We start from the raw sequence: 15822 nt of genomic DNA, 5'->3' as shown, positions 1-15822 counted from the left end.
GATTGCACATGGACGACTAAACGTGTTCTGAAAGCGACCAGGCGTGAAAAGTTGTCCTGCGCCCACAGGAGGTCAAATGCACAAATGATTGTAGGCGACGCACAGCGATCGGTGGCTATTGGCCGTTTTCCTGACTGTCAGCGACGGCCTGGGAAACCTGACGCGGGTGAACAGCCCTGACAGCGGCGCCACTCACTACCAGCACGATGCCGCAGGCAACGTGACGCAACAGGTGGACGCGCGTGGTGTGGTCACGACTTTTACCTACGATGCGCTCAATCGCCTGACCGCCCGCCGCTATTCGACGAACCCGGCATTGGACGTTCAGTTCCACTACGATTCGATTGCCGCCGGTAACAAAGGCATCGGCCGACTGACAGCCGTGGAGGATGTCAACGGGGTGCTGAATTACACCTACGACGCCCAAGGCAACGTTACAGCCCAGCGGCAAACAGCGCCTGCAAACACAGCCACTCAGCCAGAACAAATCGGCTATGGATACGATGTCGCCAATCGATTGAGCAGCATCGACTATCCGGCGGATTTTGGCATCGTCTACTCACGCAACACCGCAGGACAAATCAGCCAAGTGCAGATCCGGCGCGGCACAGGGCAGCCAACCGCATTTGCCAGTCACATCACGTATCAACCTTTCGGTCCGCTTAAAAACCTGACCTGGGCCAACGGGGCTACGCTTCAACGTACCTACGATCTGGACTACCGGCTGACCGCTCAAACCGTTGCCGGCCAGAGCAAGACCTATACTTACGACGGCCAGGGAAACATGACTCAATTGCAACGCGACTCAGTCGACAACCATGGCTACAGCTATGACTCACTGGATCGCCTGATAGGGGAATCTACTGCTTTCAACCGGATGACTTACGTTTATGATCCGGCGGGGAACCGCACCCGAAAAGCGCTCAGCACTTTGATTGACGGCGAGTTACGTATCACCGCTGGCACGTCTTATCGGTATGGGGCGAGCAACAATCGGTTGACGCAGGCAGGCACCCACTCGGTAGACTTCGACGCGGCAGGCAACCTGACCGCAGACCGCGCTAATCGTCAGTTTTCCTACGACGAGCAGAATCGCCTGAGCAAAGTGAAAATCAAGGGGGTTATCAAGGCTCGGTTCCGCTACAACGCTCTCGGCCAACGCAGCCAGAAAATCATCCCTCAAGGCACGACAACGTTCATCTACGGATTAAATGGCGAACTCCTTGGCGAGCATTTATTCGATAAGCATGGCAAGAAGCTGAAAAGTCAGTTTTATATCTGGCTCGAAGGGGTGCCCTTGGGCGGGATCAGTATGAGCTACGGCGCAACAGGCGCGCCAGCAAACAGCACCCCGTTCTACCTCCATAGCGATCACCTCAACACACCTCGAATCGCAACGAACGCAGCGCGGACCAAGGTATGGGAATGGGTTTCCGATGCATTTGGTACAAAGGAAGCCAGCGGACAACTGGAGATCAATCTGCGCTTTCCCGGTCAGTACTACGATGTCGAGACTGGACTCCACTATAACTATTTTCGTGATTACGACCCTAAAACTGGACGCTATGTGCAGAGTGATCCGATTGGGTTGGCGGGTGGACTGAACACCTACAGCTATGTAAATGGCAATCCGCTAAAACAGGTTGACCCATTAGGCTTGGAATCTATTTTTGAGTGGTCCACAAAAGCTGAAACCGAAGCGCAAAATAGTAAATTACCTGGCATGCACAATGGGCCTCAAGATGCGTATAGACATTGTGTTGCATCCTGCATGATCGCCTCATCGAACTGGGGAGAAACAGTAAGCCAGTTCGCAGGCTGGGCAAATGAAATATCCAATTTTGGACAAAATCCCAGCGAAAGAGCCATGGATGATTTTAACAACCAAGCAGGTATATGCGCAGCCAAGGGCAACAACCCCCCAGAAAACTGCCCCCAAAGCTGCATGACATTTCTTAACAATGGAATTTTAAGGACAGAGGCAAGCTCTGAAGGTGCATACTATTAACATCATTCTTAAAATATCGAAAAGAACAGCAGTATTGGTTGCTCTAGCGGTTGTATTTTTTGCTGCCTTTCAACTCAGATACAAAGAACCCGTAAACATTGAACTTGCCTGCGAGGGCACTCCACCTCTGCTAACAAACAACTTAAATAGCTGCGGCTTTGTTGATCAGACATTGAGTTTTCTTGAGGCGGAAGGCTACAAGCCAGTAATCCTAGAAAGCTCAGAAAAGAACAGCGGCCTTCTACGAAAAAAATTTTCTTTAAAAATATTTGAAGTATCCAACTATAAAATAGACAACGATACTGGATCTGCGCAATTCAGCTTTATAAATGGACGATTATTTGCCATTTCCTACTTCCCAAAAGCTTCAGATACGGTATTTGAAAGGTATCCAGCAAGTAAATCCGAGGCGCTGACTATAAAACACCTGACCAACCACCAAGGGTTGAAATACATATCATGGTCAAACAATCACCTCGAAGCCTATATCACTTGGTGGATATCGAGATTCTCATAAGAACTAGTATATGAGTCACTAACGTTACGGCTTTCTCCAAGCCGTAACGTTTCTTTAGAGGTATTGGAGCGCCCGGTTTCAGTGCAACAGCAGTTCTTATCAGCCCACAGATCTCCACGAAAAAGGACTCCCGTCTCGCCACAAGAGCAACACATCCTGACCAAAACACTCGCGCCGAAATGACCTATCGATCTAGCCCGCTTGAGACGATGCATAGGTTCCGGCTGACTGGCGTAGCGTTTTACTCTCAGACGTTGCGCAATGCATTGGCAACCAGGGTGAAGGCAGGCGAAGGCTGCCGTCGGCTGGGATAGTACAGATAGTAGCCTGGAAATGGTGGGCACCAATCCTCCAGTACGCGCACCAGCCGGCCCGCCTCCAGGTGCGGTTCGAATTCCTCTTCCGGCAGGTACGCAATGCCCAGTCCGGCCAACGCGGCGTCAACGATGTGGGTCGAGGTATTGAAGATGAGCTGGCCGTCTACTCGGACGTTGACCTGCTTGCCGCGCCGCTCGAAATCCCAGACATAAAGCCCGCCAGAAGTCGGCATGCGCTGGTTGATACAGCGATGGCCGAGCAGGTCGCGGGGGCTCTTGGGAATGGCGCGGGTGTCGAAGTAACCAGGTGAAGCCACGGCAGCCATTCGCAATTCAGGACCTATCGGCACTGCCACCATGTCCTTGTCGATGGTGTCGCCCAAGCGTACCCCGGCATCGAAACGGTCCGCGACGATGTCACGGAAGCCGTAACTGACGTCAAATTCAACGTTGATGTCCGGATAGTCATGCAGCAACCCAGTCAGTTTCGGCAGCAAAGTGGTGCGCAAGACGTGGTCGCCGCAGGTGATGCGAACAATGCCTGCGGGCTTGTCACGCATTTCCGTGAGCATAGCCAGCTCGGCTTCGATCTCATCGAAACGATTGCCGATGGCCTGCAGCAGGCGCTCCCCCGCGATGGTCGGCGACACGCTGCGGGTGGTGCGCGTGAGCAGGCGGATCTGCAGGCGTGCCTCCAGACCACTGATCGCCTGGCTCAGCGCCGATTGGGTGACGCCCAATGCGCCGGCAGCCCGGGTGAAACTGCCCTCCCTCGCCACGGTGACGAAAGACAGCAGATCGTTGAGATTTCTTTTGACCATGGCGAAAGCACTTCAAGCAGTTTGATTAGCTTTGCTTATAGCCTTATTAAGCATTCATTAGCTAGTCGCTTTACTGTGCGCAGGTCACCATGGCCCCTATGAAAAAGAACCCCTGCACAACGGCGATAAGGTCGGGCCGGCTTGTGTTGCCGCTGGCCATGCTCGTACTTGGCAACCACGCAACGCTCAACGGTGCTGCGTTGGCATCTTCCCTCACGGAGCAAACGGCAATGTGGATGACCGTCGGTGCACAGCGTTTCGCCATTACCGTGGCTGACAACGCCGCTGCCCAGAGGTTTGTCGCGCTATCGCCATTGGCACTGGAGATGAGCGATCTCAATCGCAACGAGAAATACGCCACCCTCCCCCAAACGCTGCCCGCCACGGCGAGCAGGCCGGGAACCATCCGCAACGGCGACCTGATGCTGTACGGCAAGGACACCCTGGTCGTGTTCTACAAGGATTTCGACTCGACCTACGCCTATACGCACCTCGGTCACGTGAACGACACCTCGGGACTCGCTCAGGCATTGGGCCCAGGCACCGTGCGAGTGACGTTCTCCCACGATTGATAACCCGCATCGACAGGTCCACCCATGAAAAAGATCCTCGTCCTATTAACGCTTTTCGTCATGTCTCTTTCAGCGATAGGAGCCGATATGTCCAACGGCGCAGACAATTTCTACACCAGCGACGAAGTGACCGTGAAAAAGGTCAGCTTCAGGAACCAGTACCAGATGAAGGTGGCAGGCAACCTGTTCATCCCGAAAAAACTCAACGGCAAGACAAGCAATCCGGCAATTGTCGTGGGCCATCCAATGGGCGCGGTGAAGGAACAGAGCGCGAATCTATATGCGACGAAGATGGCGGAAAAAGGCTTCGTGACCCTCTCTCTCGACCTGTCGTTCTGGGGCGAAAGCGAGGGTCGGCCACGCAACGCGGTCTCGCCGGATATCTACGCCGAGGACTTCAGCGCGGCGGTGGACTATCTCAGTGCCCAACCTTTCGTCGACAAGGAACGGATTGGCGCCCTCGGTATCTGCGGCAGCGGCAGCTTCGTGATCAGTGCCGCCAAGATCGACCCGCGCATGAAGGCCATCGCCACCGTGAGCATGTATGACATGGGCGGCGTCAATCGCAACGGGTTGAAGCATTCCCAGACGCTCGATCAACGCCGAGCCATCATCGCTCAGGCAACGCAGCAGCGTAACGTCGAGTTCGCCGGCGGTGAAACGCTGTACACCAGCGGTACGGTGCACAAGCTGGATGAAAACACCCACCCTATCCAACGCGAATTCTTCGACTTCTACCGCACCCCACGCGGCGAGTTCACGCCATCCGGCTCGTCCAGGGACTTGACTACGCACCCCACGCTCACCAGCAACATCAAGTTCATGAACTTCTACCCGCTCAATGACATCGAGACCATTTCACCTCACCCGATGCTCTTCATTGCCGGCGCCGATGCCCACTCCAGGGAGTTCAGCGAAGAGGCCTATAAACTTGCCGGCCAGCCCAAGGAACTGGTGATCATCCCTGGGGCCGGGCATGTGGATCTTTATGATCGGGTCGATCTGATTCCGTTTGACAAGTTGATGAGTTTCTTTCAGAACAGCCTGAAGTGATATATCGGCAACCAGGTTCGAAAAACCCATGGACGAACGCCTAGCAATTATCAAGAAGCTGATCCGAGCCGTTGTGACCACGAGCCATTCTGATGAAATCACCTATCAATCAGAGTGGCTCGGCTACATGCCCTTTCCCGTCGATCACTGGGTTGAACATCAAGGCAAGACGTTCTCCGGCGACTTCCCGTTTGACTGGACGCTAGAGGACTTGGCCGGTCTTGAGCCCATAGGCTTCCTGGAAAAGCTGGAAGCCTATGAAAATCCGGAAGACCGATTCGATCGACATATCCGGTACCGCGTGCATATCGGACCCGCGTAACACGCGGTGATAATGGCGGGCGGGGTAATTTCAGCCGTCCGCGTTCGTAGTCCCCGCCAGTTCTTTTAGCAAAAGCGGCTAGGCGGGCTCGCGGCGTATAGTCGACTCTAGGCCCGACCCGTTTCCAAGAGCCCTGATCCGTGCCCGACTTGCCAAAGACCTCCACCTATAAAAGACGCTTCGACGCCGTCCTCGCCTACATCGACGCCAATCTCGAAGGTGATCTCTCGGTGAAAACGTTGAGTGATGTGGCGAACTTCTCGGTGTTTCACTTCCATCGACAATTCACGGCGTTCATGGGCGTGCCCGTTTCACGTTATGTGCAGCTGATGCGGCTACGACGCGCGGCACATCAATTGGTTGCCTTTGCTGGGTACTCGGTACTGGATGCCGCATTGGATGCGGGCTTTAAAAGCCCCGAGGCGTTCTGTCGAGCGTTTGGCCGAGCGTTCGGCATGGCGCCAAGCGCGTTCAGGAAGAAACCCAACTGGCAGGTCTGGAGTACGGTGTTTGCCATCCCCCATTTCTCACGGGGTATCTTTATGCAAGTTCGAATCATCGAGTTCCCTGAAGTCAGGATTGCGGCGCTTGAACATCGCGGCCCGGCCGGGCTCGTCAGCGAAAGCGTGGACCGGTTCATCGAATGGCGTATGCGTAGCGGGCAGTCGCCCGTGGCATCAAGCCGTACGTTTGGCATTCCCTACGGCAACCCCGACACCACACCGCCACACGACTTCCGCTTCGCGATCTGCGGCGAGATTGATGAGGAAGTGGCGCCGAACGCGTTCGGTGTTCAGCCGATGGTCATCCCCGGCGGTCGCTACGCAGTGGTCCGCCACGCCGGATCGCCTGATCATATCGGCGAAACGATCTATCCGATCTACCGTGAATGGCTACCCGCAAGCGGCGAGGAACTTCGTGACCAGCCGCTGTTTTTCCACTACCTGAGCGCCTATCCCGAGACACCACGAGACCAATGGCAAACCGATGTGTACGTTCCGCTGCGGTGAGGACAAGCGCTACGCCCCATCAAGCCCCCGAGCGAATCCGCTCCACCAACCGCGCCTGCAACGCCTCAAGCTCCTGCGGATCGGCTTTCCCTTGCCCATGTAGGCCAGGCGCCTGTCCTTCCCAGCGCGGAACGATGTGCACATGGATGTGAAAGACCGTCTGCCCCGCCGGCGCGCCGTTGAATTGGGCGATTTGCACGCCGTCGGGTTGCAACTCGTCGACGATGATGCGGGTCAGGCGTTGTACCGCTGCCATCATCTTGCCAAGGATTGCCGGGTCGACGTCGAGGATGTTGCGCGCCTGGGCCCCCTTTGGAATGACTAGCACATGGCCCCGGGACTGGGGAAAGATGTCGAGGAAGGCCAGCACATCGTCATCTTCGTAGATCTTGTAGGCAGGTGCTTCACCCCGAAGGATCATCGCGAAAATGTTCTGGGAATCGTATTGGCCGTGCAGACTCATGGTCGCTCCTTGGACATGCTTTGGTTTTCCAGCGTCAACGCTATCTTCAATTGCAACTCGTTTTCCGAAAACGGCTTGTGCAACACCGGGCACTGGGCAAACTCGGCGGGCAGGCCGCTGGCGCCGTATCCGGTGCTGAATAAAAAAGGAATTTTACGATCACGAAGGATTTCAGCCACCGGAAAAACCCGTTCTCCGGCCAGGTTGACGTCCAGGATCGCCAGATCGACCTCAACCGTGCCCGCCGCCTCCCGGGCCATGGCAAGCCGCGGGATGGAGGCCACCACCTCGCACCCCTGCTCTTCGAGCATTTCCTCGATCAGCATGGCGACTGTGCCTTCATCCTCGACGAGCAACACCTTGATCCCGGCAAATATCGTCATGCGTGGTGCTCGGGAACCATGAAGGAGAACCGGCAGAGCACGCCTTCAGGCGCGAAGGTCAGCACAAATATTCCACCCAGGTCGCGTTCGATGCAGCGCTTCATCAATCGCGAACCCAAACCCTCGCGTTCCGGTTGCGACACTGGCGGTCCGTCTTGCTCGCGCCAGTCCACGGTCAGCAACACGCCGTTTGATTGCGGCTGGACATTCCAGCTCACTGAAAGGCGGCCCGTCTCGACGGACATCGAACCGTATTTGAGGGCGTTGATCGCCAATTCGTTGAGCGTCATCGTGAGGCCGAGCGCGACCCGGGTATCGACGTCAATGGGATCACCCTCGATCGTGATACGGTCAGAATCAGTGCCGAAAATGGGCATGAGCACCTCCTGGGCCAGGGACCCCAGGGCCGTATGGCCCCAATGCCGCCTCGTCAGCAGGTCATGGGCGCGGGACAACGCGAGCAGCCGCGCTTCGAACCGGTTGTAACCGTCCTTGGCGCTTTCTGCGTTGCGTGCCGTCTGGGCCGCCAGGGATTGCACCGTGGCCAAGGTGTTCTTGACCCGATGGTTGAGCTCGTCGATCAGGGTTTTTTGCCGGTCTTCCGCCTGTTTTCGCTCGGAGATATCCACCAGCATGTTGATGGCGCCCACCAGGTTGCCCTCGGCATCGTGCAGCGGCGTAGGGTACGGGGCGAACGGCACCCGTGTGCCGTCGGGCCGCTCCGCGACGGCTTCGACCCCGCGTATCGGCCGGTTTTCCTTCAGGGCGACTGCCATCGGGCACTGGTCGTGGGGCAGGAAGGTCCCGTCGGTGGTGAACAATTTCCAGGTCACGCACCAAAGGTCGCCCAACTGTGGTGTTTGTCCCGACAACTCCACTGCTGCCCGATTGAAAAAGGTGATACGGCCTTGAGCATCGGTGGTGTAGACAGCCGCCGGCAGGGCCTCGAGCAGATTGCGCATATGCCGCTCGCTGTCGCGGATCTGATTTTCCATGCGACGCGCCAGCGTGACGTCCTGCAGTATCCGGACCCCATACCGAAACGCGCCGTTGGCGTCGCGCACGGACGAGCTGTGGATGTCCAGGTAGACGGTCTCGCCATCGGGCTTGAAGGCGCGCTTGCGCAGCACGTAATTGTCCAGTTCACCCGCCACCTGGCGTGCATAAAGGGCTGCATCCTCGTCGGTACTGTCCCTGTGCGTGTAGTCCAGGAATGTCATTTCCAATAGCTCTTCGCGCGTGCGGCCCAGCATGTTGCAGAGGGCGTCATTGACGCGCAGCAGCCGGCCATCCGCGCCGGACTCGGCAATGCCGATCGTCGCCGCTTGGTAAGTCGCCAGGAGTCTGTCGTCGCTCTCCTGGCGCGCCGTCTCGGCCACGTGGACACTGGTCATATCCACCGTAAAGCACCGCGTATTGAACAGTTTTCCCTCTTCGAACCGGCCGTTGGACGTGATGGTGACATGCTTGATCGAGCCGTCCTTGGCCTTCAGGCGCGCCGGGTAATCCTGCAGGCATTGACCGCTGCCGAGCTTGTTCAGGATGTCGCTGATGACCGGCTCGTCGGCATGGAAATCGGTGATGCTACGGCCGATGTATTCCTCCGGCGAATAACCCAGCAAGGCCAGTTCGGCCTTGTTGGCGCGCAGGATGATGCCTTCACCACTGACGATGTGGAGGCCCACGGCGCTGTTCTCGAAGAAATCTTCAAGGTCCTCATTCTTGCGTCGTAGCTCTTCGGCCAAGGCATGCTGCGCCGAAATGTCCTGGAAGCAGTTGATCGCCCCTTGGATGATGCCTTGGGAGTCTTTCAACGGCCTGATATTCACCAGGGCAATGAATCGCGACCCATCCGGACGCTCGATGAACACTTCCTGGTTGCGCGTTGCCTCACCCGTGACGAGGGCTGTGGCCATCGGGCAGTCTTCGAAGGCAAGCGGAGTGCCGTCGGGCAGGAACAAACGGTAGGAACCGCAGAAACGATCACCGCCCTCCCCCAGAATCGGCGTCCGCCCCCACATGGCGGCCGCCTCGCTGTTGTGCCGCACCAGCCAGCCGTTGTGATCGCACAGGTACACCGCGCCAGGAATCGCATCAAGTGCGCTGGCGCCCGTTGCCACAAGGCTTTCATACTCGCTCGGCGTGCGCGTCCCCGTGGGAAACGCTTCTATATTCGACATGGTTGATCCTCAATCCGCCTGGCTGAATGCCTGCTACACAACGACTCAGGCTTCAACCTGAGTCGTGATCCCGGCCCGGATAACTCCTTATAAATATGCCGGCGCGGATTTTTTCATGCAGCTGCAATAGATACTAGATGTTTATTCAGCCTACGAGTTCAGGAAAGTTCGCCATACCGGCGGGCGCGTCTTAAAACTTGAATAATGTGCGGGGGGTTTCCACCATGAGCGCGCGCAAGAGCGGCGCCGGGCATTGCAAAGCCCGCAACTGCCGAACCACGGTGTCGAAGCCCACGACGCCTTCATGTTGTGTATGTGGCCAATCGCTGCCCCACACCATCCGATGAGGGCCCAGGCTCTGCTCCAGCATCGCCAACGCGGAGCGGGCGAAGTCGAGATTTTCTCGATCCGTCCCCGCCAATCGGTAGATGCCCGAGACCTTCATCCAGACTTGCCCGCCGAGCCCCAACTCAAGCAGCTCGGCGAAACCCGGTTGGTCGAGGCCCAGACGGGCATCCGGACGACCGAAATGGTCGACCACCAGGCGGATGCCAAAAGGGATCAGTTGGCTGATCAACCCGGCCAGTTGGTCGATCGGCGCATGCAGTTCCACGTGCCAGTCCAACTCGGCAAGATGCGCCAGGAAGCCTTTCCACCTTGTCTCGCAAAAATCAGGCACGGCCTTGCCCATCAGGTTCAAGCGAACGCCGACCACCCCCAGCCGTGCCATTTCATTCAGCACGGTCCGGCTGATCTCGGGTTCCACCACCACAACGCCGCGCAGTTGCCCCGGTGCCTGCCGGAGGGCGGCCAGCAGGTAACGGTTATCGGTGCCGAGAAAGCTCGGCTGGACCAATACCCCATGGCTCAGGCCGTGGGAACGCAGGTGATCCAGGTATTGCGCAAGCGTGGCGTCATAATCCGGTGTGTAGCGCCGCACCGCAGCCAGCTCCAGTTCACGGCTGAACACATGGGCATGGCTGTCGATGCCGGTGATCGGCGTAGTGCAGGTATCAACCATTGGTCTTCATCTTTCAAAAATAAGCAGTGATCAGGCCCGGGCGCTCTCGGTGCCAGGCGCTCCGTCCGGTGCAGGCGGCGCCGTGGCCTCAAGGCTGCGGCCTCGGGTTTCCGGCAGGCAAAGCGCCGCAAGCACCGCTACGCCGTAGGCAATGCCGGCGTCGATACCGATGGCCGACCCCAGGGACATGGAGTCGCTCATATGACCAACCAGGAACGGAAACAGCGCCGAGAGGACCCGGCCGAAGTTGTAGCAAAAGCCGACACCGGCGCCGCGCACATCCGCCGGGTACAACTCGTTGAAAAACGCCCCGAGACTGGCCGGAATGCCGGCCGCGAAAAAGCCGAGGGGGAAACCCAGGAACAACATCTGGGTATTGGTCAGCGGCAGGAACACGTAGCACTGCACCGTCACGACGCAGCACAGCGCAAACAGCAGGATGTTCTTGCGCCGGCCGATGCGATCGATCAGCAGCCCGCTGACCACACAGCCACACCAGAAGGCGAAGATGATCACCGCCAGGTAGCCGCCGGAGTTGAGCACCGACAGGTTGCGTTCGGTCTTGAGGAACGTCGGCAGCCACGTCATCACCGCGTGGTAACCGCCGTGTGCCCCCAGCCCCAGCAAGCCACCGAACAATGTCACGCGAATCAACTCAGGGCGAAAGATACCGCCCAGGGACTTGAAAAAACTCTGGGGAATGGCCTGTTCCTTTTGCAGCCGTTGGAAGCTGTCCGGCTCCTCGACGTTGCGACGCACCCAGATGATCAGGAACGACGGCAGCAGGCCGACGATGAACATCACCCGCCAGGCCATGTCCTGCGGCACCAGGGAATAGATCAGCGTAAAGACGCCCACCGCCAACCCCCAGCCCACCGCCCAGGCACTCTGCACCGTGCCCATGACTTTGCCGCGGTATTTCGGATTGATCGTCTCGGCCATCAGCACCGCGCCGGCGGCCCATTCGCCACCGATCCCGAAGCCTTGCAGGGCCTTGACGATCAACAATTGATGGAAGCCTGTGACGAACGCCGACAGGAAGGTGAAGAACGAAAACCACAGGATCATCCACTGCAGCGTGCGCACCCGCCCGTAGCGATCCGACAGCGTCCCGCCCACCCAGCCACCCAGGGCCGAGGTCACCAGCGTGACCCCGCTGATCAGCCCCGCATCACCTTTGGACAAGGCGAACGCGGCGATCAGCGCCGGGATCGCCAGGCCGAACATCTGGACTTCCAGCGCGTCGAGGGACCATCCGCCGAAACAGGCCCAGAACGTCTTACGCTCCCGGGAGGTGATTTGCCGATACCAACTGAACATGATTTTTATCCTTGTAGGTGGAACGAAAGGCAGCCGAGCGCGAACCGTGCCGCTGCAAGGCCAGTCAGGAAAAACAAAAACGGCAAGGGCAGCGGTATTTGCTGCCGGACGATCCGCTAACCCGGTGAGGTCAACGAATCTCTACGCTGTAGCGGAAATGCTCGGCATGCCCGCGCGAACGTCGCCACTCCAGCGGGTTGCCCGCGTAATCACGGGCCAGGCGCTCGATTACCACCACCGGGCTATTGACCGGCACTTGCAACAAGCGGGCATGCACGTCGTTGACTGACTCGGCGGTGAGGGTTTCCTGCGCATAAGCGACAACCTGCCCGCAGGTCTCTTCATAGATGGGATAAAGCAACGGGCCTTTGTGGTTCAGGTCGATTTCCAGCAATGGCTGGAATCGGCTGCGAGGCAGCCAGATCTCTTCGGCGAGCACGGGCTCGACGTCCAGCAGACGCACCCGCACGATACGAATCACCGCCGCCTCCACTGGCAGCCCCAACGCCTGGGCCACGGCTGACGGCGCCGCCACCGGCTCTACCGACAAGATGCGGCTCTCTGGAACCCGGCGCTCCCCGGACGCGGACTGAAAACGGAAGAAACGAAACAACGACGACTGGAACTGGGGGCGACGAATGAAGGTGCCTCGGCCCTGCTGACGCTCCAGGACGCCTTCGCTGACCAACGCATCGATCGCCTTGCGCACCGTCCCGGTGGACAGTTGGTATTCGGCTGAAAGCGCCGCCTCGGTGGGAATCGCCTCCCCCGGACGCCAGCGATTGTTGGCAATCTGCTCGGCCAATTGGTCGCGCAAACGTTGATAGAGCGGCAAGCGGGCATCGCTGGGGAGTGGGTTCATCAGACGTTATCTACCTTGTTATCTAGTCATCTATATGAATTTAGGCGGAATTATTCGCGCCCACGAGTCTGTTGTCAAGAACGCTCGATTACCGCACGTCCCCTCGGACGGTCAGTGACAACGGCTGCCACGCCACGGGACATTCCTCGTGAATGGCTGGCGCTCTCGTAGTAAAGTCTGCAACCGATATCAGAACCCATTTTGAAAGACGTGAAGCCACCCGAACTTCGTTCGAACCAAGCCTCGCATCACGTCATTCGCCAGCCGCAGCGGTCATCGCATGATTGAAATCACCGAAGTCTCCATCGCCCAACTCCGGGCTGCGCTCGAATCCGGCCAGACCACGGCGGTCGAACTGGTCCAGGCCTACCTTGCCCGAATCGACGCCTACGACGGCCCCGAAACGCCCACGGCCCTCAACGCCGTGGTGGTTCGCAACCCCGACGCGCTGCAAGAGGCGAAGGCGTCGGATACCCGTCGGGCCAAGGGCCAGACACTGGGCCCGCTCGACGGCATTCCTTACACGGCCAAGGACAGTTACCTGGTGAAGGGCCTGACCGCTGCCTCTGGCAGCCCGGCCTTCAAGGACCTGGTTGCCTATCGCGACGCCTTCACTGTCGAGCGGCTGCGCGCCGCCGGGGCCATTTGCCTGGGCAAGACCAACATGCCGCCGATGGCGAACGGCGGCATGCAACGCGGCGTGTATGGCCGCGCCGAAAGCCCGTACAACGGTGACTACCTCACCGCGCCCTTTGCCTCCGGCTCGTCCAACGGTGCGGGCACCGCCACCGCCGCCAGCTTTGCCGCCTTTGGCCTCGCCGAAGAAACCTGGTCCAGCGGACGCGGCCCCGCGTCCAACAACGGGCTGTGCGCCTACACGCCTTCGCGGGGAGTGATCTCGGTGCGCGGCAATTGGCCGTTGACGCCGACCATGGACGTTGTCGTGCCCTTCGCCAGGACCATGGCCGACCTGCTCGAAGTGCTTGACGTGGTGGTGGCCAATGACCCCGACACCCGCGGAGACCTGTGGCGCCTGCAACCCTGGGTGCCGATTCCCTCCGTCGATTCCGTTCGTCCCGCGTCCTACCAAAGCCTTGCCGCCAAACCGCAGGTGCTGGCCGGCGTGCGCTTTGGGGTCCCGCGCATGTACATCAACGCCGACCCCGAGGCGGGCACGGCCGAAAAGCCAGGGATCGGTGGCCCGACCGGCCAGCGCATCATCACGCGCCCGTCGGTGATCGCTCTTTGGGAAGAAGCGCGCAAGGCTCTGCAAGCCCAGGGCGCCGAGGTGATCGAGGTGGATTTCCCGTTGGTATCCAACTGCGAGGGTGATCGCCCTGGCGCGCCGACCGTGTTCACCCGCGGCCTGGTGTCCAAGGAGTTCCTGCACCACGAATTGTGGGATCTATCGGCCTGGGCATTCGATGATTTCCTGCGGGCCAACGGTGATCCGAAACTCAATCGCCTGGCCGACGTCGACGGACCGCTGATTTTCCCCCACGACCCTGGCACCCTGCCCAACCGCGAGGATGACCTTGCCGCCGGCATGGACGAGTACGTGAAGATGGCCCTGCGCGGAATCACGCCGTGGGACCAGATTCCTACCTTGCCTGATGGCTTGCGAGGTCTCGAAGAGACGCGCCGGATCGACTTGGAAGATTGGATGGCGCGCCTGGGCCTCGATGCGGTGATCTTCCCCACGGTGGCCGACATCGGCCCAGCGGACGCGGACGTCAATCCAGCCTCGGCCGACATCGCCTGGAGCAATGGGGTCTGGGTCGCCAACGGCAACCTCGCCATCCGCCACCTGGGCGTGCCCACCGTCACCGTGCCGATGGGCGTCATGGCAGACATCGGCATGCCTGTCGGCCTGACGTTCGCCGGCCGAGCCTATGACGATTCAAAGCTGTTGCAGCTGGCTTCGGCGTTCGAGTCGCTGGGATCGAAACGGATGATCCCGCCGCGGACTCCGCCGTTGTAACCACAACAGCACCGCCCTGGTAAAAGCAGGCCCACCCCGGTGAGGCCTGCGTCACCATTGCTTTAAGCTATCGGTTAATCAAAGCTTCCGACCGCCAGCCGGCCGATTTCGGGCCGCGCATAAAGAAATCCTTGCATCAACTCGATGCCCATCGCCAGCAGCGTAGCGCTCTCTTCGCGCGTCTCGACGCCCTCGGCAATGATGGTAATCCCCAGCCGGTTGGCGACCAGGATGATCCCCTCGACGATGGCACGCTTGACCGGATCGTGATCGATGCCTCGGGTCAGCGCCATGTCGATTTTCAGCACCTGGGGTTGGAACAGCGCCAACAGGTTGAGCCCTGAGTAGCCAGACCCGAAATCATCGATGGCTGTGGTGAAGCCCTGGCGCTCGTATTCCATGAAAATCGATTTCAAGTGATCCGGGTCGTCGACACGCTCGCCTTCCGTCACTTCGAACATCAGCCTGTCTGGCGGAAAGCCGGTCTGACGCGCAGCCTCCAGGGTTGCGCGAATGCAGGTTTCGGCCCGGTAAACGGCGTTGGGCAGGAAGTTGATGCTGAGCAGGCAACCGGGAATCTCCAGGATACCCAGCCGAGCGGCTTCTTCGATGGCCTTCACGCGACAGGCCTGGTCGAATCGGTAGCGGTTGCTGTCGTTCACCAGCCCCAGGATATGGCCGGCCGACTCACCCTTCAGGCCTCGGACCAACGCCTCGTACGCAAACGCCTGGCGCGTGCGGACATTGAAGATGGGTTGGAACGCCATGGTGAATTCGAACCCCAGCGCCTCGTGGTCACGACACTCGGCGCAGCCAAGGGACTTGAAGTTGGGATGGGAAGAAGATTGGGTCATGATCTGTGTTCCGTCGCGTCAGCGGGCGTCCTTGTGAAGCAGAAACTATAGGCAATACCCTTGAGTCGGCACGGGCGCGGCTTTCTGGAGTGCTGTCGGGTCCGTTATCGTATGACCGGTGGGTCAAATCAGGCGTTC

Annotated in this window: 15 protein-coding genes; 7 read left to right on the top strand and 8 right to left on the bottom strand. The window is 58.9% G+C overall.

The window, feature by feature from the left end; all coding sequences use genetic code 11:
* The first annotated feature begins 118 nt into the window (after window positions 1-118).
* Both J3P90_RS12300 and J3P90_RS12295 read left to right on the top strand, forming a co-directional pair.
* The gene (locus J3P90_RS12300; RefSeq protein ID WP_434676461.1) at window positions 119-2008 is read left to right on the top strand and encodes an RHS repeat domain-containing protein; all 1890 of its coding nucleotides are present in this window, start codon (window positions 119-121) and stop codon (window positions 2006-2008) included.
* Window positions 1995-2525, top strand: a complete 531-nt coding sequence (locus J3P90_RS12295) for a hypothetical protein (protein ID WP_434605916.1) — start codon at window positions 1995-1997, stop codon at window positions 2523-2525. Before J3P90_RS12300 ends, J3P90_RS12295 begins: the two co-directional genes overlap by 14 nt.
* 247 nt (window positions 2526-2772) lie before the next feature.
* On the opposite strand, the gene J3P90_RS12290 is transcribed toward J3P90_RS12295, so the two are convergent.
* The gene (locus J3P90_RS12290; RefSeq protein WP_434605918.1) at window positions 2773-3663 is read right to left on the bottom strand and encodes a LysR family transcriptional regulator; all 891 of its coding nucleotides are present in this window, start codon (window positions 3661-3663) and stop codon (window positions 2773-2775) included.
* 230 nt (window positions 3664-3893) lie between these two features.
* On the opposite strand from J3P90_RS12290, the gene J3P90_RS12285 reads away from it, so the two are divergent.
* From J3P90_RS12285 to J3P90_RS12270, 4 genes are all read left to right on the top strand, one after another.
* Complete coding sequence (locus J3P90_RS12285; RefSeq protein ID WP_434676460.1) at window positions 3894-4235, top strand: cyclophilin-like fold protein; 342 nt, start codon at window positions 3894-3896, stop codon at window positions 4233-4235.
* Window positions 4236-4259: 24 nt separating this feature from the next.
* Window positions 4260-5288 (top strand): alpha/beta hydrolase, encoded by a 1029-nt coding sequence (locus J3P90_RS12280; protein ID WP_434647607.1) that lies wholly within the window; start codon window positions 4260-4262, stop codon window positions 5286-5288.
* Window positions 5289-5316: 28 nt separating this feature from the next.
* Complete coding sequence (locus J3P90_RS12275) at window positions 5317-5610, top strand: hypothetical protein (protein ID WP_434605924.1); 294 nt, start codon at window positions 5317-5319, stop codon at window positions 5608-5610.
* A gap of 140 nt (window positions 5611-5750) precedes the next feature.
* Entirely contained in the window at window positions 5751-6620 is an 870-nt protein-coding gene (locus J3P90_RS12270; protein WP_434676459.1) for an AraC family transcriptional regulator, read from the top strand.
* Window positions 6621-6639: 19 nt separating this feature from the next.
* Here the strand turns inward: J3P90_RS12270 and J3P90_RS12265 are convergent, their stop codons facing one another.
* From J3P90_RS12265 to J3P90_RS12240, 6 genes are all read right to left on the bottom strand, one after another.
* A complete protein-coding gene (locus J3P90_RS12265; protein WP_434605928.1) occupies window positions 6640-7083 on the bottom strand; it encodes an HIT family protein in 444 nt (147 codons plus the stop codon).
* A complete protein-coding gene (locus tag J3P90_RS12260; RefSeq protein ID WP_434605930.1) occupies window positions 7080-7409 on the bottom strand; it encodes a response regulator in 330 nt (109 codons plus the stop codon). Before J3P90_RS12260 ends, J3P90_RS12265 begins: the two co-directional genes overlap by 4 nt.
* A gap of 53 nt (window positions 7410-7462) precedes the next feature.
* Window positions 7463-9646: a PAS domain-containing sensor histidine kinase gene (locus J3P90_RS12255; RefSeq protein ID WP_434605932.1), complete on the bottom strand. Its 2184-nt coding sequence runs from the start codon at window positions 9644-9646 to the stop codon at window positions 7463-7465.
* A gap of 190 nt (window positions 9647-9836) precedes the next feature.
* Window positions 9837-10667, bottom strand: coding sequence for an amidohydrolase family protein (locus J3P90_RS12250; RefSeq protein WP_434676458.1), 831 nt, complete (start codon window positions 10665-10667; stop codon window positions 9837-9839).
* Window positions 10668-10697: 30 nt separating this feature from the next.
* Complete coding sequence (locus J3P90_RS12245; RefSeq protein WP_434605936.1) at window positions 10698-11987, bottom strand: MFS transporter; 1290 nt, start codon at window positions 11985-11987, stop codon at window positions 10698-10700.
* 130 nt (window positions 11988-12117) lie between these two features.
* Window positions 12118-12849 carry a GntR family transcriptional regulator gene (locus tag J3P90_RS12240; RefSeq protein ID WP_420763790.1) on the bottom strand — a complete coding sequence of 244 codons (732 nt, stop codon included), beginning with the start codon at window positions 12847-12849 and terminating at the stop codon, window positions 12118-12120.
* Window positions 12850-13129: 280 nt separating this feature from the next.
* Here J3P90_RS12240 and J3P90_RS12235 point away from each other — a divergent pair, with 280 nt between their 5' ends.
* Window positions 13130-14830: an amidase gene (locus tag J3P90_RS12235; protein ID WP_434676457.1), complete on the top strand. Its 1701-nt coding sequence runs from the start codon at window positions 13130-13132 to the stop codon at window positions 14828-14830.
* A gap of 74 nt (window positions 14831-14904) precedes the next feature.
* Here the strand turns inward: J3P90_RS12235 and J3P90_RS12230 are convergent, their stop codons facing one another.
* Window positions 14905-15684 carry an EAL domain-containing protein gene (locus J3P90_RS12230; RefSeq protein ID WP_434605940.1) on the bottom strand — a complete coding sequence of 260 codons (780 nt, stop codon included), beginning with the start codon at window positions 15682-15684 and terminating at the stop codon, window positions 14905-14907.
* Between the last annotated feature and the right edge of the window lie 138 nt (window positions 15685-15822).

This window comes from Pseudomonas sp. D3-10, assembly GCF_051132175.1.
Classification (GTDB): domain Bacteria; phylum Pseudomonadota; class Gammaproteobacteria; order Pseudomonadales; family Pseudomonadaceae; genus Aquipseudomonas.
This window is presented reverse-complemented; position numbering and strand designations above follow the sequence as displayed.